Origin of the sequence: Carboxylicivirga mesophila, from assembly GCF_018271975.1 — a bacterium.
Taxonomy (GTDB): Bacteria; Bacteroidota; Bacteroidia; order Bacteroidales; family Marinilabiliaceae; genus Carboxylicivirga; species Carboxylicivirga mesophila.
In genome coordinates, this window is the sequence record NZ_JAGUCN010000011.1 from 89,580 (window position 1) to 112,769 (window position 23,190).

Below are 23,190 nucleotides of genomic sequence, written 5' to 3' on the forward strand. Positions count from 1 at the left end.
TGATTATCTGTTTTGAGTTAAGTTTTCAGTCGCCTTATCCACCAAATACAAGATGGACTGGTACGTCAGGCCACTATGCACCGACAGTCCTATCTCACAAGTACGGCTGGTGCTATAGCCAGCCACTGCTCGTTCCGGCACTTCTTCTTTCAGGTAGCGCAAAGCTGATTTGTTTAATTCCGGCAGATTGAATCCTTTATCGCCTGCCCATCCGCAGCATCCCGTTTTTTCAGGCTTAATCACTTCTTTTGCGCACAGCTGAGCCAGTTGCACCAATTGCTCATCCAGTCCCATTTTAGTACTACTGCAAGTCACATGCACCATCACCGTTTCATCCTTCTGCGTAAACTGCAGCTTATCTTTCAGAAAGCTTAAGGTGAATTCGATAGGCTCATACAGCTCTAATCGCGTATCCATCAATTCTTTCATGCGCAACAAACAAGGGCTCATATCACACAAAACCGGATAACGACCATAATCAGATGCTTCCAATAAAGCATCCTCCAACTCTTTAAGTTTCATCATTCCCTGTCCATGAAATCCTTTGCTGTCGAATGACATTCCACAGCAAAGGCCGGACAGGTTCTCAGGATAAATTATTTCATAATCTGCTTTATTAAGCAGTCTTTTAGTCACCTTAGTTAGTGAATCTTTATCTTTCATACTGGCATCATTGCCCATCATGCGATTGATACAAGCCGGAAAGTACACCACCTTATGGTCTGACTTTACATCAGATACCACATCAACTCTTGCTGCCGCATGTGGCATATACCGGTTCCAGAGAGGCACATTTCGACCAGAAACTTTATGCACAAAATGGCCTCCTTTTTCCATTACTGTTAACGGCAATACCTTCTGCAGTGCGCCAACAGCACCTAAAGCTCCCTTAACAACTGCACTGGTTCCCCCATAATGATTGGCTATATAAGTGGCCACAGTATTTGACAAGCGACTTTTTGATTCAAATCGTAAGTCTTTAATTAGCTTACCGGTATTAATCCCAACCGGACAATTAAGTGCACATAAGCCATCGGTTGCACAACTTTCTTCGCCCTTATACGCGAATGCTTTAGCAAGTGCCTTCATATCTTTCTGTGATATTTCTGAAGCATCAGCGTTCAAAGCACGGAAAACAGTAATGCGCTGTCGAGGTGTTAATGTTAAATCACGCGATGGACAACTGCTCTCGCAAAAACCACATTCGATGCAGGCATCAACCAAGGGGTGACTTTGAGGCAGCTGCTTAATATTTTTAGTATAAATCTCCGGATCGTCATTAATTAAAACGCCAGGATTTAGAATATTCAGCGGATCAATCGCGCGTTTTACCCGCCTCATCAATTCATATATCACATGTCCCCATTCATATTCAACAAATGGCGCCATATTACGACCTGTTCCATGCTCGGCTTTTAGGCTCCCGGTAAACTGATGCACAACCAACTTAACCAAGGCATGCATAAACAGCTTATAGTTATCCATCTGCCAGTCCTGGCCGAAATCAGGCATTACTAAAAAGTGTATATTCCCGTCGAGCAAGTGGCCCCACATTACTGAGCCTGCGTAATGGTGCTTATCCAGTAAATTTTGTAAAGCCGGCAAAGCCTCAGCCAGCACCTCACCCGGAAAAGCCACATCTTCGATGATGCAGGTTGTACCACTTGGGCGTGTGGCTGCAGCCGAGGTAAATAGCCCCTTACGCACTTTCCAAAATGTATTGTAATCCTTAGCATTATCAGTGAAGTTGATAGGAAACAGCTTTTGAATCCCTGATAATTTAGCCAGAATTTCCTCCTGATGGCCTTTTAAATCCGCTTCACTTGTTGCTGCCGTCTCCACCAACAGAGCAGCCGCCCCATCTGGTAATTCTTTCAGCTCAGAAGGTAAGCCATCAACATCCTCCACTGCCCGTAACGCATTGCGATCCATTAGCTCTGCTGCGCTGACACAACAACTTCTTAAAGGAATAATACACTTTGCCGCTTCCTGAATATTGGGCAAGAAGATTAATGCACAACTTTTATGTGCTTCATCAGGAATCGTGCGCATGGTCACTTCCGAAATAAACCCTAAAGTTCCTTCTGAACCCACCATGAGATGCATTAAAATATCAATCGGATCATCAAAATCCACAAAGGCATTCATCCCATAGCCAGTGGTGTTTTTCAGCTGATATTTAGACTGAATCTTAGCATACACCTCCGAATCATTTTCAAGCTGTTGCTTTATACAAAGCAATTCATCCAATAATTCCTTATGCGTTTCCTGGAAGTTCTGACGACTAGCCGCATCATCAGTCACCAACAGGGTACCATCAGCCATCACTATGCGCATGGATCCAATGGTATTGTAGCTGTTTGTGATGATTCCATAACTGGCACCACTGGCATTATTAGCCACAATTCCGCCTATTTTGGCCGAATTAATTGAAGCCGGACTAGGCCCAATTTTATAGCCATACCTGGCCAGCTGTGCATTGGCAAAACCACCTCTTACACCGGGCTGAACTTTTATACGCTTGCCATCATCCAGTATATTCAGCTGACTAAATTCAGGCCCAATCTCTACCAGCACCGAATCGGTAATTGTTTGACCCGATAAGCTCGTACCGCCTGCCTTAAATGTGATGGCCACAAAATGGCTACTTGCAGCTTTTATCACGTCCTGTAACTCCAATTCAGAGTTAACCAGCACCACCAACTGTGGCACCAAACGGTAAAAACCTGCATCCGTCCCTTTGGCATAGCGATCGATATATCGGCTAAACACCTGATCTTTGCCCAATTCACGGACAATCTGCCTTTTAAAAAATTCTATGTTACCTTTCGTGCCCATTCTTTCTATCACAATTTGACAACACCAATTCCGGGGCGATCATTTAATGTCACTTTACCATTAATCACTTTGACACCATCAAACACATCATTTGATATCAGCAGATTTCCGTCTAAATCAGCCCAGTCAACCAGTGGCGATATTTGTGAGGCGGCAGAAATAGCGCACGAAGTGGCAGTCATACATCCAATCATCACCTTCATATCCATGGCACGAGCCAAGGTCATCATCTTACGGGCCGCCCGTAAGCCACCACACTTCATCAGCTTAATATTTATACCTGAGTAAATGCCGTTTAATGGCAACACATCTTCCACCGTTTGCAAGGCCTCGTCGGCAATAGTTGGCAGCGGACTGTTTTCCGTCAGCCAGGCCATATCATCCCGGGCATCCTTAGCTTTTGACATGGGCTGCTCTACAAAAACTACCCCTTGTTCTTTCAGCCAATGTATCATATCCAGAGCGGCATGCTTATCTTTCCAGCCCTGGTTAACATCTACGCATAAAGGTTTATCAGTAATGGAACGAATCGTATTGATCATCTCTTTATCGTTCCCTCCGCCCAGTTTCACTTTTAGGATATTATATGGCGATGCCTCGACCACTTTTTCCCTTACTACATTAGCTGTATCAATACCAATGGTAAAGCTGGTGTTGGGGCTTTTATCCGGGTCCAATCCCCATATTTTATGCAGTGGTTGCCCCACCAGCTTGCCTAATAAATCGTGCAAAGCAATATCAAGCGAAGCTTTAGCTGCGTAATTCCCAGGCATCACCCCATCCACATACGCCAATATATCTTCCAATAAAAACGGGCTCTCAAACCGCTCCAGGTTCAGCAATGACAAAAACTTAGCAGCCGTTTCATGCGATTCACCTAAATACGGTGGCATTGACGCCTCTCCAAATCCCACCACACCATCATACTCTATCTCAACTAACATTACCGGTGTAGTAGTCCTTGAATTGGAGGCAATGGTGAAAGTATGCTTTAGCTGTAAATCGTAAGCTTTATAGCGCAGCTTCATTTTAGCGCCCCAAAGCGGATTCCCTTTCGCCTTGCCTGAGCCACAAGAGCCCTGTGTTCCTCCAAGCAGAGCAGCTCCAGCCAGTAAGCCAGTATTTTTTAGAAAAATTCTTCTGGTATTCATTACTAATTCCCCTTATTTATCATTCACATACCAAGGATGCTGATTGACAGGCATCAATCCTTCCCCAGGTTTTTGTCCGATATAGCGCTAAGCTCCCAACCAGGATGCTCTGCGGTAACCACTGTAGTTCTCCCGCGTTTCATCCAAACTATTAACCTTTACACGACCCGACGAATGAATAAACTCTGTATCACCAATATACATCCCGACGTGTGTTACCTTTTTCGATTCTGCATCGCCAAAGAATAGCAAATCACCCACTTGCAAAGCTTCCACCTGTAGTGGTACAGGTTGACCATATTTGATTTGCTGAGAAGCATCACGCGCTAAAATGTAGCCATTCAAAAAGTAAATGTTCTTGAGAAAACCGGAGCAATCAACTGCTTTTGAGGAAGTTCCGCCCCACAGATAAGGCAAGCCCATGAACTCTTTTGATACTTCAATAAGTTTCTCCCCTTTTAAAGCCGGTAAGTCACCCGTCATATCAAACTCCCTGACGATATCCGATTCGACCGATCCGCTTCGTCCATCGGGCAGTGTTATGATCACCTTATCTTTCTGCTTCTCCACCACGGTCAGCAGGCTCCCTTTAACCAAATCTGAAACATGATGACCAAATCCATCTTCCAACCAACCATCACTTAAAACGAGCACCCGCTTGGCAGAACGCCATGCATCGAACTCTGCTTCATTCATAAATGCCAGAGAAGAATTATTGGTCCAGGCGATATAGCCATCAGGTGATTGCACAAGGCTCCAACCTCCTTTTTGCTTCAGAATCCTTACCGGCGTTCCCATGATGGTTTGTGACACCAACTGCGCCGAATGCTTTGGCTCATCCCGTAAATTGGCAAGACTCAAAGTTGTAACGGCCCATTTTTTTTCGATGCTGGAGATGGGCAACACCACAAGGCTATCTATCAACTTATCTGTTTGCCCTAATTTTGCAAGTAATTCGTCTTTGGCCTCAGCTATAGTAGTTTCGCCTTTCACAAGCAAAGTACCTTGAGAATACACTAACTCAACATCAAAGACATCCACTCTTGAATCAGGCACCCATTTGGCTTCTACCTGCTCTATTATCAACCCCTGTTTGACTGTAGCTTTTTCACAAGCATACAAAAGAACAATAACAGCTAATGAAAGAAGTAAAAGATTTTTTTTCATTTTATTAGGTATGTTGTATTACATCTTACACATGTCAAAATTAGAAATTGTTTTAACAAATTCAAACAAAGTTTGATATTTTTATAACATATATGACATATTAATCCTGAAACGCAAACACACCTAGGAAAAACGGTTAATAATTAGCTAAAGCAGAGTGAGTTCATAAGTCCATTGATTGAAGTAAATATTCCCACCAGACCACTCAAGCTCACCTCGCTGAAAATCCCACGGCTCACTTCTCATAAACCGCTTAATCGGATGAAAATCAGCACCAATATCATCATTAATAATGAGTCTATAAGCATCAATACCACTGATATAAAACTCTTTAATACGCTCATCATCTGACTTTTGCAAGCTAAAAGACATATCTAGCGGTACCCAACCAACGCCCTGATAATATACTTCGCACCAATCATGCAGATTAATAGCATCCGGATGCAACATCCAGCCACTTTGCCATTTAACCGGAATACCTTTATAGCGCACCATGGCCATGAACAGCAAGGTTTGCATACCACAATCACCCTTCCTGTTATTCAGCACATACCTGGGAATATCAGGCATGATTGCATACTCAAGAGCACCCGCCCATGGAATATTTTCATCAATCCAGTAGTACAACCTTTTCACCACTTCATGAGGTCGCACCTCATTACCACAGATACTATCTGACAGCTGCATCATCTCCTTGCTAAATACAATATGAGGCGCCTGCTGTGCTGTATATTGTTTATAAAGAGTAGTTGACGTATCGTAGGGCAACACTTGCAACTTGCCCATATCATAATACTCAGCATATGATTGAAAATTATAGGCAACACTAAAAACAGTCTCCTTTCCGGCAATCGCTGGCTTCTCCATGTAAATAGAACCGTGCACACACGAGTCATCTGCCAGCAGATAGGATGGCTCATAAACAGATACCAACTCCACATCGCGTTGACGCCCATGCGAAGTTTTAGGAAATGGCAGCCAGCAACGCACCATCTCACCTGCAGGTACGACATCAGCCTGCAAACGCACATCAAATTGCACTTCAAACACTTGAGGTTCGGCTAAAAAAGTATTGGCAGTATCAATTGCCCGAATCACTTCATTGGTGTGCACCAGGCAAAAACTATCCAGTGCAGCATCAATCAACCCATCTCCTTTGTTTAGCAACAAAGCCAGATTGGAAGCCGCCCTTTTAAAGTAACGTTTCTCACCATTAATTACTTTATATTCCAGCTTCCCATTGTGCTCCCACCCCTCTAACTCCTCTTGTGTATAATCATCATCAATGCGTGCATTCAACTGCTCACGAACAGCTCCTTCATCCAAACTAAATTCCAATTGTACCCTGTTGGCTATTTGCCTAAACGAATCAAGCTTCATCCACAATTCAGAATACATTGGCACGGCATGCTGAGCAGAATCAACCCAAGTACTCAATGCTAATAACTGACCATTTTCCAGGAATTGCTCTGGCTTACTCCAATCTGTTTCAACCTTTTGATTTGTATCATTAACACATCCGCTGCAAAAAGCAGCAAGAATTAAGAATATCATCAGAGTCTTTTGCATAACTTAGCTCATTTAGTAGGAAAACAAAATATAGCGTCTATATTTGTATTACATATTACAAATGTATCAATCAAATAGATTTCCTCAAATTCTTTTTAATATTTATTGCGATGAGAAAAAACCTTTTTTTTGCCATACTTATTTTGATAAGCAACTCTATAATAGGGCAAACAACAGAAACAGGCATAGAAGTATTACAAAATGACAATTTCAAACAACTAGCACATAAGCGCATTGGCCTTATTACCAACCCAACAGGCATAAACAGCCAGTTTGAATCAAGCATTGACATTCTGCACCAGGCACCCAATGTTACACTTAAAGCTATGTACAGTCCTGAACACGGGGTGCGCGGCGATTACTCAGCGGGCGACAAAGTAAATTTCTTTACCGACCCCAAAACCAATGTACCGGTATACAGTCTGCACGGCAAACACAAAAAACCAACGTCAGAAATGCTAGAAGGCATTGATGTATTGGTGTATGACATCCAGGACATTGGTTCGCGCTCCTACACCTATATCAGTACACTTGGGCTTGCCATGGAAGCAGCAGCCGAGAATAACATCAAAATGGTTGTGCTCGATCGTCCTAATCCGCTTGGAGGAATCAAAATGGAAGGCATGGTTACCGAACCTGAATTTATCTCTTTCGTCAGTCAGTTTCCCATACCCTATGTGCATGGTATGACAGTGGGCGAGCTGGCCTTATTCTTAAATGGCGAACACCTGCTAAAAGATGGCGTGCAATGTGATTTGGAAGTGATTAAAATGGAAGGCTGGCAACGCAGCATGACTTTTGAAGAAACCGGTTTACCATGGGTACCATCTTCGCCACACATCCCACATGCTCACTCAGCCAGTTTCTATCCGGTCAGTGGTATATTGGGCGAACTATACGTTATGAGCATTGGTGTGGGCTACACACTGCCTTTCCAGCTATTCGCTGCAGAATGGGTAGATGCAGACAGCCTGTCCAACAACCTAAATACCTTGCACATTGAAGGTCTGCACTTCAGACCGGTTCACTACAAACCCTATTACAGCGTTTCAAAAGGTGAGTTGATACATGGTGTGCAGGTGCATTTTACCGATTACAATACAGCGCCACTCTCCCTTATACAGTTTTACGTACTACAGGAAGCTCATAAGCTGTGGCCCGAACACAATGTATTTGAACTTTGTGAACCAGCCCGCCTTGGCATGTTTGATAAAGTTAGTGGCAGTGACAAAATACGAAAAGAGTTTACCAAGCGCTGGTTGGTAAAAGACATTGAAGAACTCTGGTATAAAGACATTAAACCATTTAAGAAGAAAGCCAGCAAATACTTTCTGTATTAATGAGCCTCAAACAACTTTGATAAAAAAAAGAAAGCTGCCTACGAAACGAGGCAGCTTTCTTATTATTGATACACACAAACACAACAGCATAACAACAATTGCTGTTATACTTTAATAAATATCTTATTCCGATAAAGTACCCAACCAATCAACCAAAAGAAAACAATGTGTACCAAAGCAAACAGTAATGATCCATTCATATTTCCGGCCAGCGGCACAAAAACAGACTCATACAAAGTACGGTATCCGTTTACAACACCTTCATCGCTTTTAAACTGAACAAGCTTATATAAGCTTTTAACCCACAGACCAGACAAGGCATAAATAAACAAAGGATTCATGCCGAAAACCACAAAAAAGGAAGTCCACTTTTTGTAGCCTTTGATATCGATGACCCAGATAAGAATAGCCAGAAACATCGTGCCTAAACCGGCTGTGTACACCACATATGAGCCAGTCCAGATAGGCTTATTAATTGGCCAGACAAAATCCCACATCCACCCGGCAAATGTCAGAATAGCTCCAACAATCAATAAATGCAGAGGCAACCTAGATTTTTCAATGGTTTTGATGCTGCGCCCAACCAAATAGCCAATAAGGGTGGTTACGATGGCGGGCAAGGAGCTCAACAGTCCCTCAGGGTCGAAAGCCATGCCAAAGCCCTTGTATATGTGTTGCTCACCCAGTATCCATTTATCCACTACTGCCACCACATTACCTTCTAAACTATAGGGATCGGTTCCGCCAAAGAAATAAAGAATCGCCCAATAAACCAGCAGAATAGCGGCACCAATGCATTGAACCGTTCGGTATTTAAAGGCCAGAACCAACAGCGAACTAATGCCATAAACGATGGCTATCCGCTGCATAACGCCCATGATTCTCAGTCTGGAGAAATCAACATCCCACTGCGGGAAAGAGTTAAGGAATAAACCAATCGCAAATATCAGCAAAGAGCGTCGGCCAATCTTAATGAGCGACTGCTTATTTAATGAGTTGCCATATTTTGAAAATGAGAAATACATGGAAACGCCCATGACAAATAAAAAGAAAGGAAACACCAAATCGGTAGGGGTGCATCCGTGCCAGGCCGCGTGCCGCAAGGGCGAATAAACATATGACCAGCTTCCGGGAGTGTTAACCAGTATCATGCCTGCGATAGTAACGCCCCTGAGCACATCAAGGGCCAGATAGCGTGTTGACTTCGTCATTATTTTGTTAGTTAAGGAGTTTAATGTATTAAGTTGAGGGTTGAGAGTTTAAAAGAGTGGTCCGCACCGGGAATTGTGGCACGGACCACTTCTTTATTGCTTTTTAATACCAAATGTAGGGTCAATCTTAAGAAACTTAATAATCAGGAAGCCGGGAATAGTACAAATCATCACCCAGATAAAGAAGTTCTGATAGCCGACTATTTCCTGCAACCATCCTGATATCATGCCCGGTATCATCATACCTAAAGCCATCAGGCCGGAGCAAATGGCATAATGTGCAGTTTTGCTCTTTCCTTCGGAGAAGTAAATGAGATAAAGCATGTAAGCGGTAAACCCAAAGCCGTATCCAAACTGTTCAACCGCCACACTGCAGGCCACAATCCACATACTCTCGGGGGTGGCATACGATAAGTAAACATAGGTGAGGTTTGGCAGATTGATGGCCAATGTCATCCACCAAATCCAATATTTCAATCCATTGCGCGAGGCCAGATAACCTCCAATAATACCGCCCAAGGTTAAAAAAATGATACCAATGGTACCGTATATCAAACCCACATCGCCGGTGGTTAACCCCAGTCCGCCTGCCTCACGTGCATCGAGTAAAAAGGGCGAAGCCAATTTAACCAGCTGACTTTCGCCTAAACGGAATACCAGAATAAACAGTAGCCCGATGGCAAAGTTCTCTTTCTTGAAGAAGGATACGAATGTTTCAACAAACTCATTGAGCATGTTTTTACTTTCGGCAACCGGCTTATCAGCAGCCGGGCGTGGAAGAAAAAAGCGATGGTAGATAAGGAACACCACAAACAGAATGGCCAGCACAAAAAAGGTAACCGACCAGGCAAAAGGAATATTACCAGATAAGCCCCTAAAGTCGGCCGACACAGCTGTATCAAGCTTAGGATCGGCCTGCACCAGTACCCAGGCTTGCTGATCCCAGTTCTGATTATTAAAGGTCAGCCGATGTCCTTCAACCAGCGATAAATCTTTGGCTCCGCTTTGTCTGTCGAGGTTTAGCACAACATTTTCGCCCTCTTCGGGCATCTGTGCCAGCCTGATACCAAAGGCCGCAATATTGCCCTGCACCTCGCCCTTGAACATGGCCGATTTATCTTCCTTACCAAAACGCTCTTTCAACGATTCTTTAAGCGGCGTAGCCACGTTTGATGACCACCATCCGGGTGCTTGCTCTAGTTGCACCTCCTTTATCACAAACCCATTGCTGAGGTTTTGCTTATGTGCCCAATCTTTAATGGAATCGGCCTGAATCTTATTGAGCTTATTCAGCCCTATCACCACATCAGCCTGCGTTACAACAAACTGATTTTCGCCACCGGTAGTCACACTTTTAGCTTGCGGAACCACCCATTCGGTGTGCGTCGATTGCGTGGTAACGCTAAATTCTACCGGCTCCAGACCTGTTGACGACTCAATAAAACCCGCCAAAATAATCAACAAGCCCTGTCCGGTAATCATTGCCAAACGGTAGAAAGTGCTTCGGATACCAATGAAATAGGCCTGCTTATGCTCATCCAAATCGAGCATGTAAAAGCCATCGGCCGCTATATCGTGCGTAGCCGAACTAAAGGCCAGCAACCAGAAAAATAGCAGCGTATACTGAAAAAAGTCCGGCACAGGAATGGTCAACGCCACGCCCCCCAATCCGGCTCCAATCAACAGCTGCATCACCACAATCCACCAGCGCTTTGTTTTTAATATATCCACTAACGGACTCCAGGCAAATTTAATTACCCAAGGCAAATAGAGCCAACTGGTGTACAGAGCTATGTCAGCATTGGAGATACCCAAGCGCTTGTACATGATTACCGAAACGGTCATCACCACCACGTAAGGGATGCCTTCGGCAAAATACAGAGTGGGCACCCAAGCCCAGGGAGATGTCGATTTTTGTTTCATATTTTTTGTACTTAGTGCATCGTGCACGGTGCATAAAAGAGATGAGATTTGAGAAGAGAATTTAAGGAGTTGCAAATGAACCATCTCATCGCTCTACTCTCATCGCTTTTAGTAGAATATTCCTAGTATTTTCTATTTAATTCAGCCCCTCTGAAATAGTGCATTAAGATAGCATTATAATCGTAACCCTTGGCACCCATAACGGCCGCTCCAATCTGACACAGGCCAACACCATGGCCCCATCCGGCTCCTTTCAGCACGAAAGTGAGCTGTCCATCAGCCTCTTCCTTTTCGATGATAAAAGCTGAACTGTAAAGGTGCGACTCCGATAGTGCCTTGCGAATTTCCAGCTCCTTACCAATCGTCAGGGTCTTTTTATCGCCAACTATTTTTAGCTTTATCAAGCGACCCGAATCTCCTCGTTCCACAGGTACCATCTCCTGTATGGTTCCAAAGTCGATGCCTGTGCGCTTTTTGATCAATTCGCTCACTTCACTTTGCACATATCTTACTTCCCACCGGTAGAAATCATTAGTCTCCTGGTCGTAATCATTAAGCACCTGGCTCAGCACCTCCTTGTCGGTGGTATTGCAGAATGCATCGGGTGTACCCCGCATCCATTCTTCAGCATTGCCCTCTGTTTTTAAATCGAACTTAAAGCCTGCAGGATCGGCATCATTATCGACAAAGGCCTGCAGATAGGGATGATTAACCGGCTCCCATACATTCTCAAACTTTTCAACCATGCCACCGCAGCATTTAGAGAAGCGGGCATCGCAGATGGCATCTCCATTCATCAGCACTTCGCCCCAGGTAGCACGCACGGCTTTTTCCACCTCTTCGGTGGTAGCCCTGGTAATGCCTTGGTAGCGCTGGCAATGGTCATCAGCACACACATCGAAGTTCAGGTGATCCTCACGGTCGTACCACTTAATAAACTCATCGTCGGATTCGAACACCGACTGGTATTCGCTTGCATTACTTTGCAGGCTTTGGTTCTTTTCAATTTGTGCCAGCAACCAGCTGCGCGATATCACCGCATGAGCCTTTAAAAGCTCCAGCGACGATGTGGCACTCATCTCCGATGAAATCACACTCATCAGGTAATCCTCAACCGGCAACACATTAACGGCTGTAATCTTATCATTCTCGAGTATGAGCTTCAATCCGCCCTTAAACGACTGATCCTCGTCACGCTCCCAATGGAAATTTATACCAATAGTGACGTTATGAAGGGTAAAATAGGCATCGGGCGACTCGGGGTTAATACCAATTCCCGACTGAAGGCTAATCTCCTCTGAGCCATCGGACAGCGTAATACCACCATTTGTTTTAACGGCCTTATAGTGCCCGGCAAGCGCAATACCTGCATTGGTTTTATATTGCCCGTGCAGAGTAAATTCGATGGTTTCTTTAAACTGAATACCTACCTGTATAAGCGGAATTTGTTTCATAATATTTTCTTTAGTCGAAGTCCGTTGCACGGAGTCCGAAGCTGTTGTTATTTTTAGTGCATGGTGCGCTGTGCACGATGCTTGATGTATTTTTTTATAGTCCGAAGTATGATTGCCCGAAGTCCGAAGCTCAGTTATGAGTGCATGGTGCGTAGTGCTTGCTCTCCAGCCACTTTTCTTCCCCTTCTCCCTGCGGGTCTCTCCCCAAGGGGAGAATCACTAAATTAAGGGTAATAAATTCCTCTATCTACCCCAAAATATTACCCCAACCCCTAAAGGGTGAGTGCGGGGAAAGCTGCCAACTTAATGATATCTTCCCCTTGGGGAAGTGCCGCCAGGCGATGGGGGAATTTCACAAGAGTAAGCTTACATACGATGCTGACCATCCTTCATACGACACTGGTTGTTTTACGCACGTCTCTGTTACACTTACATTCGATGCTCACGCTCTTACATAGGCTCCTATCAGGCTTACATATGGCGCTGATGGTCTTGCATACGCATCTATCACGCTTACATTCGATACTGACGCTCTTACATATGCTTCTATCAGGCTTACATACGACGCTGACGGCCTTACATACGCTTTTATCTCGCTTACATACCACACTGTCGGCCTTACATACGCCTCTGTCTCGCTTACACACCGATCTGTCACTCATACAAAGCCTGCTTCCGTTGAAACAGACCGTATTGATTTAGTTCAATTTCTTTTCGAAACGCCAAAACACCCTTTCAACACGGGCGTTGGCATGCCAGGCGTAAAAATCAATGGGTCCTACCCAGGGAATAATTGAGCGCGACAAGCCCATCTCTTTCATGTCCTGCAGGCAGCGCTTAAGCAAGATGGCCCCCATACCCTTGCCTCTCAGGTCGGGGTGCGTACCCATTGGGCCAAACCAGCCGGTACCTTTATTATTGGCATTGTGTGCCGAAAATGCTTTTACCTCGCCGTTGAGCAGTGCAATATGCATGGATGGCACTTCATCTTTGAAAGCCATCTCCACCTCGTTGCTCCACAGCAGCCACTCATCTTTAATAAAATCCAGTACTGCCTGCTTATCCTCCGGCTTGGCGCGGCGCACCTCAATGCCGTCATTTTTTAAAGCCTTCTCGCGGGTGCTCATGTCCCAATTCTGGTTTAAATCAACCACTAAGTTAGAAGTGTCGCCAAAGCGCTCGAAGCCACTTCGCATGGCCCAGCACAAAGCCGGTGTATAGCGCGGGTCGATACCCGGCATAAAATAGTTGAGTGGCACATCATAGATGCGCACCACATCTGCCTTATGGACCTTAAATACTTCCTGCAGCTGCTTGTACATGGCGGTTGCCATGCCCTGACGGCGATACTCCTTATCCACAGCCATGAGCTTTATATAGGCATAATTAACCCCGCGGATATGCCGCATTACGCCTTGCATAAATCCGATGATGCGCTCTTTGTCCTTACAAACAAAGGTGGCTTTGGGCATCCAATAGGGGTCGCCTTCGAGCTTTTCGCTCAACAACTCTTCTGTTATGGTATCGTACTCCCAGTTTTGATTGAGAAAGGCTGTTAGTTCAGCTCTTTCGGCGGGGTTATAAAGGGTAATTGGGTATTTCATCATTGTAGACTTAAGATTTAAGACAAAAGATACAAGACTTTAAGGTTTATCTCTCAGTGTATTTTAGCTACTAGCCGCTAGCTATCAGCCATCAGCTTGTTTATTAACTTTACTTTCTTCATCCCCCTCTCCCTGCGGGTCTCTCCCCAAGGGGAGAATGGCGGAGCAACTCCCGAAAACAATCTTCCCCTTGGGGAAGTGCCGCCAGGCGATGGGGGACTTTTTATTTAGCCATCAGCTTATTTAATAATTCTTTGCACGCCTCTTCTGACAGGCACACCTGTTTAAGGATATTCGCTACATCCTTTGCGCTTATTTTCTCAAAATCTTCGGGACGAGGCGTAATAAATACACCTCCCATATCCACAGAAGCCGGACTGATGAGTATCTGTTCATCTCCCTCGGCAAAATAGCAGGCCGGACGGTGCAATATACGTGGAAATACATGCACCACATACTGCCCCTCTTCAAAATAGGCCAACACGTTGAGCATGGGCTCCACCTCATCGGGTTGACTGTCAGCCAGCATCTTATGAAGCTTACCAAACAAGCTTTCAATAGCCTCTTTATGACTTCCTTTAAAGGTGATCACACCACGATTGTAGCCTGCCCAGTTAAACACCTCCACCCCATTATGAATAGTATGCAGCTGCGCAAATCGTTTTCCCCTGAAATCGGCTTCAAGCGGCATAAAACCTTTAATACCCGCCTGAAAATGAAAATGGTCAGGCGCCGAGGCTCCACACTTTGGTCCGTTATAGAACAAGGTGAATTCATCCAGCTCTTTAGCCAGCTCCAGCATCGATGGAAAATAAGGAGCTATCAACTGCAATGTATGCTCCTTATGCGGAATCGTCAGGTGCTCGGTAAAAATTGGGAACGGGTTGATTAGAATGGTATAATCGCCATAATCAATGCCCTCCTGTTCGGCCGGACGATTTTTTTCGCATAAAAAGCACGGACGCTCCTGAATGGATTTCGTATCGACCTTGGCCGCCGATGAGCGTATCCGCTCGGGATTGAACTGTACCTTTATTTCGCTGCCGCCATCCAGTTGCACACTTTTGGTTTTCACCTTTTGAAGACCGGCGTAGTTATTGGCGGCCAGGCTCCAATTGCGGAGCTGGCCTTGTATTAGTTTTTTGGTTTTGAGAGACGTGGTCATTTTATTTAACTTCTGGCATTTAACTGATAGCTGATAGCTATTTACAGCTTGGTTATTTTTTAAAGTCCGAAGCTCGGCGCCCTTAGTCCGAAGACATTCATTCCACACGAAAGGATTCGTGCGGCAGCATAAGGTTCAAACTAACAATCTATAACTTCATCACCTCATCCCGGCCTTCTCCTTGAGAAGGTGCCCTTACTTACATAGCAATTCCTCTAATAAAATAATATCATTGCTAAGTTATTGCTTCCTCTCCTTGAAGGAGAGGATTGAGGTGAGGTATTATATTACTATTTATAAATTTTCATACACCCTAAGCATAAGAATTCGTACGGCAGCGGACTTTGTACTCCGGATTGCGGACTATTTATTACTGACTGTTTTTCACAAATTGCTGACGCGCTTTAAATTCCATGGTTCTAATCTTGTCCTTATAAAAGTTGTGCGCATTCATCTTCGCGATATCCAGCGATGCATCAGAGTTATCGTCCCAGCGACGACACAAGTACAAGGGATCGTAGATACGACCAATCTGGTATTGACGACTGATGTTCAAACCCAGCGCATAGTCCTCGCCATAGCTGGTGTTTGGTACTTTTACATCGCGCAGCACAGGCGTATAGAAGGCACGTGGCGCCCCCAGTCCGTTAATACGTAAGGCATTGTTACGTCCGTTATCTGGTGTCCATTCCCTGTGGTCAATCAATCCAGGAGGAATCTCTTCGAGCTTGAAGTTCACCATTTGGTAGCTACCCACCACCATGGCGCAATTTTGCTCATAGAAGGCCTTCACTACACGTTCAATTACGGTTTCGTCAATGTACAAATCGTCACTATCAAGCTGGATGGCAAACTTACCACATCGCTCATCGGCTACTGCCGCATTCCAGCACCCACCAATACCCAAATCATCGCGTTCAGGGATGATGTGAATCAAACGCTCATCGTTAAACGACCGGATAATTTCAGAGGTTTTATCAGTTGAGTGGTTATCCACAATAATCAGGTTGAAGGCAAAAGAGGTTTGCTGCTTCAATACTGATTCGATGGCATCGCCAATGGTTTTTTCACGATTGCGTACAGGTATAATCACAGATGCTTCCACCGGGTAGTTACCTTCAGCAAATTCAATCTGTTTAAATTCGGGCTTCAGGTAAGCACCAACAGCTTTCAGGTGAGCCGTACAGGCCAGCTCCATCTCAATCTGGCGGTCGCGGTTACGCGGATCCACATAGTCGAACATCTTCTCGCCCGACTTGCGAGTATCCAGCTCCACCTCGGTGTAAAGCAATTCGGGTAAGTGCATCAGTTCGTGCTTTTGCGACACACGCAGGCGTAAATCGTACAAGGCAGCATGCTTATAATCCGCATCCATGGCTTCCACAGCCTCTTTCAGAGCCGACGCTTTGTAGAGCAGCAAGGAGCCGAAATTAAAATCATCACGCAAACTACCAGCCTGGTATTCAATCACCGGATGTGCTGATAATTTACCTTCTTTCTTCTCGTAATAATCGGCATACACCATACCGGCACCGGCATCATCGCCACAACGGGCCATGCGCTCCAAGGCATTCAGCCCAATATTCAAGGCCATTGTTTTGGTATAAACAGCCACATAGTCGCCGCTCACCTCGCTCAACAGCTGATTCCAGGTAGCTGTTGCATCCAGGCCGCCAGTGGCCACTATTACGTTAGCACCTTCTACTTCACAAGCCTCTTTGGCCACCACAATAATGTTTGTTACACCTGCGTCCTGAAACGCCTTTAGTGTTGGCATCATCTCTTCCTTACCAGCATAAGGCAGTATGCATGTCATATTTTCACCCATCTTTATTATGATTTAGTCTTATTAATCAGTTTGTTAGTTTTTAATATATAATTCTCGTCTATAGTCAAAATAGCTATTCCATATAAAAGAATCTAAGTATCTGCTTCATTAACTGTGTACGCTCCTGCTCCCCCATTACTGTTTCAAACGGAAAGCCAAGTATGACCGTTTTAAATTCTCCATCGTACAGAGTGCCTGCACTGGCGTTATTCTCTTCATAGCGGATGGCCGTTACAGCATGAATACCAATTGGCTCAATGGCATCTGGTGCCTCAACCGCATAATAATCGGGTCCAGGTTGCGTATTAAATGTGTAATGCCCTTTCAACACCGGATGCGCATAATCTGTAGTATATACCTGGCCATTTCGCACCGCGTGGTTAGTTCGCCACCTGAAGCGTAACACATCGGCCGCAAAATCTTTGGCCAGCGTATCACGTGTTAAATGAAAGTCGGAGCCCACATAAGCACCACTCATAAATACATGCTGCTTGTTGGAAGTCACTTTCCTAAGCTGTTCCATGAAAGCAGGCGTGTATATCTGATATTTTACCTCAGTCCCCTTGTAGGATAAGGTGGCCTTTTCTTCACCCAATATGATGTCAATGGCCTTATAAGCTGACGCATCATAACTACTACCTTCGAATACCTCATCACTCACCGACACAAATGAATAACCTGCCTGCATAATGGCCTGACCATGAATAATCACATTATCGAAAGTGTTACCCTTAACACCAGTTCCTTCGCAGGAGGCATAGCTGGCTCCCCAACCCGGACTGTCATCATCGAGCCAGGGTGACTGACGGTTGAAATCATATTGATTACCGGTAAAGCCATAGTCGATACCATCGGGTATGCCCATATCGTTCCACCAAGCAACACCGGCAAAATCACCTTCATCGATAATAGCAGGCGCACTGATGCGATCGAAGGCATTTACCACCAACACCTTCTCGGCTTTTCGGCCGGCAATTCCCATTGACAGTATTTCACTTGCAAAGCTCTCTCCTCCACAGTTGATGGCCGTTACTTTGTAGCTCACCAGCTGGCCTTTTTTAACCTTGGGTAAATCGTAATAAGGTGCATCCACCAAAGTGCCATTGTCAAATCCGCCAGTACCAATCCGGCGATATACTTTATACTTAGTTGGCACTGCCGTTGCCTCAAGTGAGTCAATTATCGGCTGCCAGCTCAGGCGATAGCTTTTGTCCGTTTCTGTAATAGCCATGTGGCTTACCGGCAGTGGCTGCACTACATAATCACGCCCTTCCTGAAAAGCCAGGAACCTGAGCATGCCCTTATAAATCGCCCGGCTTACGTCAAATCGAAAATGTGGATCAAGTCCATAGCGCATATCGGCCAGGTTTTGATGTGATAGCAACTCGAGTAACATGGTAGGCACATTAGGCCGCCATGCCTCTGAGTATTGCTTATCCCACATACCTCGACGTGTCCAGTCAGCATTGTATTTAGCCCGAATATCATTTACAATCTGCGATTGAATAATATCCGTCAAATCGCGACTTGACAGCTTTGATTGTCCGTTAGGAAAATAACCACTGTCGCGTTGCGAGCTGTAGATACCTAGCGTTCCAATAATTGAATCATTAGGTGTGATGCCCGCATCGGTATGAAAGGCAAAAGCTAAATCAATGGGAATACCCAGCCCAGCTGCCTCTCTGTCTTTAGTTGGTCCGTTAGGTTCTCCCATCAGGTAATCAACCCACTCACCCCGGCTCTGATAGTCGTCGTTATAATCGTTTTTATTTTCGTTAAGGCTATACACCAAAGTATCAGGCATGCCAGCATACTGTAACCAATAGCGGGCGGCCTCCATGTAACGCGGACGTTCTGATGTTTTCCATTCAAAATGCTCAGGGTTAATCGTCTCGCCTTTTTCCGCTTTCCGATTGTCATTATTGAGTGACCATTTGTTGGGCATCAATTCCGTTGCCGGACGTCGGGCCACATTGCCCATGCCACCACCCAGTCGCACTGCATCAACCGATACCTGGCCATCGCCGCTTACTTCCACCAAAGCTTCTTGCTCCGGTGTAAAATAAAAAGTTCCTAAGTAGGCCCAGGTATCTCCACCCATAGATTGATTTAGCACAAAACTGGTTGTTCCGCCGTTATGCTGCACTTTATAGGTCACAGCTTCACTATTGGCTTCATCGCTCTTATAGGCAACATGCACTGCATACTCGCCAGCTTCAGGCACCCTTGCATTAAACTCAGCTACCTTGCCGTTAGCATTACTAACTAAGTAAGAGTTTCCTGATAAAAATGGATTATCACCATTATATAAGGTATCTTTCCAGGCAAAGCCACTTTCCAGTTGATAATCAAGTCTCTTTGCCAGCTCAAGCTTTGCACCTTCTGTTGACCAGTCATTGTCAATAATTACTTCATTACGATTAAAGCACCGTTCGCGTGGTAAAAACACATTCGCCCCGGCATTCTCGAGCATAGGTGCTAAGTAAGGTAATACATACAGCATTGGTGATAAATCCTCCACCGAACCATACAAACGAGCACGCTGCCACTCCCAACGGTCCAGCTTTGACTCATAATACCACCCGTGACTGTGCCATAAGGCAATATGATTACCACTTAAGCCACTCGTATAATTATCAGCACCGGCTCTTTTAATATAACTCCCGGCATTCTTATTACCTACCTGTCTGTGGGCATCTATTGATAAATTATGCCGATAAAGGTTAGGAATTAATTCGCTTAGTAAATAGCCATTAGTATAAACCTGGGCTTCATACCCCTCGGCAATCTCTTTATGATTAGCCTGCAAACTCATAAAAAAAGTATCCACCATTGCTTCACGCCAAGGGAGGTATGACAACTGCTTATTAAAAAAGTAGTTGATACTTTGCTTTGCCTTATCAACCTGCAAGGAATCCAGAGTTACAACACCTAAATGCGCCCATTCTGTTAAAGGATTTTGCCAATTCTTGTTAGCCTCAACAATGTACTCATGAACGTCTTTGACTTCAACATCCTGTGCCCAGGCAGATATCATATTAAGGCACATCATTAAAATAGCAACTATATTTTTCAAATATCTATTCTTCATTTCTATAGCAATTTGACGAACCAAAAATAGGAAGATTTTACAAAGTTTCAAATTTTTGTCATACATCTTACGTATTATTCTTGATTTGCTTTTATTTTATTTATACATTTGCAACGTATTCAGGCAAAAACACCTGCTCAATACATCAAGAACACTAACCCTACAAGCGATTCATAAGCTTAAACACGAACTTATAATACATATCATACATATACAATATGGTACTAATTGCAGACAGCGGATCAACCAAAACTGAATGGTGCTTACTATCAAATGGCAGCATTTTAGGCAAATGTATTACAAAAGGCATAAATCCGTTTTATCAAAGCTCAACCGACATCCTGCAAAGTTTAAGAGAGGAATATACATTAAATAATACGAAGCCTCAAGCCATTCATTTTTATGGAGCCGGTTGTGCCAACGAAGAAAAAAACAATATTGTGCACAACGCTTTGCTTGAGTTCTTTGGCGAAATGCCTATAAACATTAACAGCGATTTGATGGCAGCAGCTCATTCGCTCTGTCAGAATAATGAAGGCATAGCATGCATATTAGGAACCGGCTCCAACTCATGCCACTACGATGGACAGAACATTATCAACAATGTTTCACCACTCGGATTCATTATTGGTGACGAAGGTAGTGGCGCAGTTTTAGGCAAAAAATTGATTGCAGACATATTAAAGAAGCAGCTCCCTCTGGCTGCTATTGAGTTATTCTTTAGTAAGTACAATACAACACCGGCTGAAATACTGGATAACATTTACAAAAAGCCTTTTCCTAACCGATATCTGGCACAATACACTAAATTCATCTCTGAAAATATAGCGATTCCAGAACTTGAAAGCCTCGTAATTGTTTCATTTAAAGAGTTCATTGAACGTAACCTACTACAATACAATAATATTGAACAGCTTGAGATACATTTTACAGGCAGCATTGCATTCCACTTTACAAAACAACTAAGAAAAGCCTTAGCCAGCTATAAGCTAAATTTAGGAAGCGTTAACCAGGCTCCCATGGAGGGACTTATTCAATACCACAATGAATTAAAGCATTAATAATGATAGCAAAGACAAAGAAGAGCAAGAAAATCAGCATAACCGAATCCCCATCGCATTTTGACAACCTTGAAAAAATGTCAGTTGAAGAACTGATTACCAATATTAATAAAGAGGATGCCAATGTGCACCTGGCTGTGCAAAAAGCACTTCCGCAGATTAAAGAACTGGTTGAGCGCATTGTAAAAAGAATGGAACAAGGCGGCCGGGTCTTTTACCTGGGTGCAGGCACCAGTGGTCGGTTAGGTGTATTGGATGCCTCTGAGCTACCTCCTACCTTTGGCGTACCTAACAACATGGTGATTGGGCTCATAGCCGGTGGAGAGAAAGCCCTTCGTCAAGCTGTTGAGTCGGCCGAGGATGATGCCAATAAAGCCTGGAATGAACTGAGTGCGTATAAAGTTGACGAATTAGACACTGTTATAGGTATTGCGGCATCCGGCACTACACCCTATGTAATTGGCGGCATTGAACATGCCCGCAGAAACGGTTTACTTACCGGATGCATCACCTGCAATCCCAACAGTAAAGTAGCTGAAGTAACTGAATTTCCAATAGAAGCCATTGTTGGTCCAGAGTTTGTGACAGGTAGCACCCGACTAAAGGCCGGCACTGCTCAGAAGATGATTCTTAACATGATCACGACGACCATCATGATTAAGCTCGGGCGCGTTAAGGGAAACAAGATGGTTAATATGCAACTAACCAATAAGAAACTGGTTGACAGAGGCGCGCGCATGATTATGGAAGAGCTTAAATTATCCTATGAAGATGCCCGGGCACTACTACTAAAACAAGGATCGGTTAAAAAAGCCATTGAGGCACACAAAGCTTCATGAACACTAAATAAATACCATACAAAAAGCGGGTTATCACTTTGATAGCCCGCTTTTCTTTTTAGGTTATGCTATTTCGCTACTATACGTTTTTAAAATACTTATCGTATACCTCCATGTTTCTTTCCAAAAGCTCCACAGTATACTGGTACGAACGATCAGCATCTTTATCAATAAGCGCGTTCAGTATTTCTTTCTGCAGGCGTAAAGTATATTCTTTCTCCCCTTCAATATTAGCGTAGATCATATTACGCATACGCGGCAATAAAGAATAAATAGGCTCCATTGAAATAATCACAATGGGATTACCTGTTGCCTTGGCCATATTCATATGAAAGCGATTTATCAAGTCCACTTCAAGCTGTGTATTATCCGGATTACACAATTCCAACTCCCTCACATTGGCCTGCAAAATCTTTACATCCTCATCAGTTCTGTTAGTAGCTGCCAATCGGCCTATTTCAGGCTCAAAAATCCGGCGAACTTCTATAATCTGGCGTATAAGATTCGAATCAAATTTCATATCGTAATAAAGATTCAGCGACTTAATTGCGTCCTCAATCTTCAACTCAGAAACGTACATTCCGCTGCCCTTCTTAATTTCTATCAGGCCCCGCGCACTTAAACGCCTTAAAGCTTCACGCAGTGCAGTTCGACTCACTGCAAAACTTTCACACAGCTCTTTCTCTGAAGGCAACTTCGTACCAGGTATAAGCCGCTTGGTGCGAATTGCTTCCTCTATTTTTCGTTCTATCTTTTGACTGAGCGTTTGACTGGTGCCAATTTTTCCAAAAATATCGTCCATCAGTATAATCTTCTTAATACATCATACAAATCTAGAATAAATTCTGTAAAATTCACCACACAAAATGTTGCATTCATCACTTTTTAGGAGCAAAATACTTCATAAATACTGTTCATTTGTTCACAAAATCTATTCAATTATTGTGAA

Annotated in this window: 15 protein-coding genes; 3 read left to right on the forward strand and 12 right to left on the reverse strand. The window is 44.1% G+C overall.

Features of this window, described 5'->3' with window-relative positions; all coding sequences use genetic code 11:
• Window positions 1-3 precede the first annotated feature (3 nt).
• From KEM09_RS10945 to KEM09_RS10960, 4 genes are all read right to left on the reverse strand, one after another.
• Window positions 4-2,838, reverse strand: coding sequence for an FAD-binding and (Fe-S)-binding domain-containing protein (locus KEM09_RS10945; RefSeq protein ID WP_212228269.1), 2,835 nt, complete (start codon window positions 2,836-2,838; stop codon window positions 4-6).
• Between the two features lie 8 nt (window positions 2,839-2,846).
• The gene (locus tag KEM09_RS10950; protein WP_212228271.1) at window positions 2,847-3,989 is read right to left on the reverse strand and encodes a dipeptide epimerase; all 1,143 of its coding nucleotides are present in this window, start codon (window positions 3,987-3,989) and stop codon (window positions 2,847-2,849) included.
• An 87-nt stretch (window positions 3,990-4,076) separates the two neighbouring features.
• On the reverse strand, window positions 4,077-5,156 hold the full coding sequence (locus KEM09_RS10955) for a C40 family peptidase (RefSeq protein ID WP_212228273.1): 1,080 nt from the start codon (window positions 5,154-5,156) through the stop codon (window positions 4,077-4,079).
• A 147-nt stretch (window positions 5,157-5,303) separates the two neighbouring features.
• Window positions 5,304-6,725: a transglutaminase-like domain-containing protein gene (locus tag KEM09_RS10960; protein ID WP_212228275.1), complete on the reverse strand. Its 1,422-nt coding sequence runs from the start codon at window positions 6,723-6,725 to the stop codon at window positions 5,304-5,306.
• Between the two features lie 110 nt (window positions 6,726-6,835).
• On the opposite strand from KEM09_RS10960, the gene KEM09_RS10965 reads away from it, so the two are divergent.
• Window positions 6,836-8,065: an exo-beta-N-acetylmuramidase NamZ family protein gene (locus KEM09_RS10965; RefSeq protein WP_212228277.1), complete on the forward strand. Its 1,230-nt coding sequence runs from the start codon at window positions 6,836-6,838 to the stop codon at window positions 8,063-8,065.
• A 104-nt stretch (window positions 8,066-8,169) separates the two neighbouring features.
• Here KEM09_RS10965 and KEM09_RS10970 read toward each other — a convergent pair whose 3' ends face one another.
• From KEM09_RS10970 to KEM09_RS11000, 7 genes are all read right to left on the reverse strand, one after another.
• Window positions 8,170-9,276, reverse strand: a complete 1,107-nt coding sequence (locus KEM09_RS10970) for an acyltransferase family protein (protein WP_212228279.1) — start codon at window positions 9,274-9,276, stop codon at window positions 8,170-8,172.
• A gap of 93 nt (window positions 9,277-9,369) precedes the next feature.
• On the reverse strand, window positions 9,370-11,199 hold the full coding sequence (locus tag KEM09_RS10975; protein WP_212228280.1) for an MFS transporter: 1,830 nt from the start codon (window positions 11,197-11,199) through the stop codon (window positions 9,370-9,372).
• A 122-nt stretch (window positions 11,200-11,321) separates the two neighbouring features.
• Window positions 11,322-12,653, reverse strand: coding sequence for a SpoIID/LytB domain-containing protein (locus KEM09_RS10980; protein WP_212228281.1), 1,332 nt, complete (start codon window positions 12,651-12,653; stop codon window positions 11,322-11,324).
• A gap of 698 nt (window positions 12,654-13,351) precedes the next feature.
• Window positions 13,352-14,260 carry a GNAT family N-acetyltransferase gene (locus KEM09_RS10985; protein ID WP_212228282.1) on the reverse strand — a complete coding sequence of 303 codons (909 nt, stop codon included), beginning with the start codon at window positions 14,258-14,260 and terminating at the stop codon, window positions 13,352-13,354.
• A 220-nt stretch (window positions 14,261-14,480) separates the two neighbouring features.
• On the reverse strand, window positions 14,481-15,422 hold the full coding sequence (locus tag KEM09_RS10990; protein ID WP_212228283.1) for a DUF4922 domain-containing protein: 942 nt from the start codon (window positions 15,420-15,422) through the stop codon (window positions 14,481-14,483).
• A 370-nt stretch (window positions 15,423-15,792) separates the two neighbouring features.
• Window positions 15,793-17,250, reverse strand: a complete 1,458-nt coding sequence (locus tag KEM09_RS10995) for a glycosyltransferase family 2 protein (protein WP_212228284.1) — start codon at window positions 17,248-17,250, stop codon at window positions 15,793-15,795.
• Between the two features lie 73 nt (window positions 17,251-17,323).
• A complete protein-coding gene (locus KEM09_RS11000; RefSeq protein ID WP_212228287.1) occupies window positions 17,324-20,341 on the reverse strand; it encodes a golvesin C-terminal-like domain-containing protein in 3,018 nt (1,005 codons plus the stop codon).
• Between the two features lie 218 nt (window positions 20,342-20,559).
• Between KEM09_RS11000 and KEM09_RS11005 the strand changes: the two genes are divergently transcribed.
• Window positions 20,560-21,402: an ATPase gene (locus tag KEM09_RS11005; protein WP_212228289.1), complete on the forward strand. Its 843-nt coding sequence runs from the start codon at window positions 20,560-20,562 to the stop codon at window positions 21,400-21,402.
• A 2-nt stretch (window positions 21,403-21,404) separates the two neighbouring features.
• The gene (gene murQ, locus KEM09_RS11010; RefSeq protein WP_212228291.1) at window positions 21,405-22,241 is read left to right on the forward strand and encodes an N-acetylmuramic acid 6-phosphate etherase; all 837 of its coding nucleotides are present in this window, start codon (window positions 21,405-21,407) and stop codon (window positions 22,239-22,241) included.
• 79 nt (window positions 22,242-22,320) lie between these two features.
• Here the strand turns inward: murQ and KEM09_RS11015 are convergent, their stop codons facing one another.
• Window positions 22,321-23,043: a FadR/GntR family transcriptional regulator gene (locus tag KEM09_RS11015; RefSeq protein WP_212228293.1), complete on the reverse strand. Its 723-nt coding sequence runs from the start codon at window positions 23,041-23,043 to the stop codon at window positions 22,321-22,323.
• Between the last annotated feature and the right edge of the window lie 147 nt (window positions 23,044-23,190).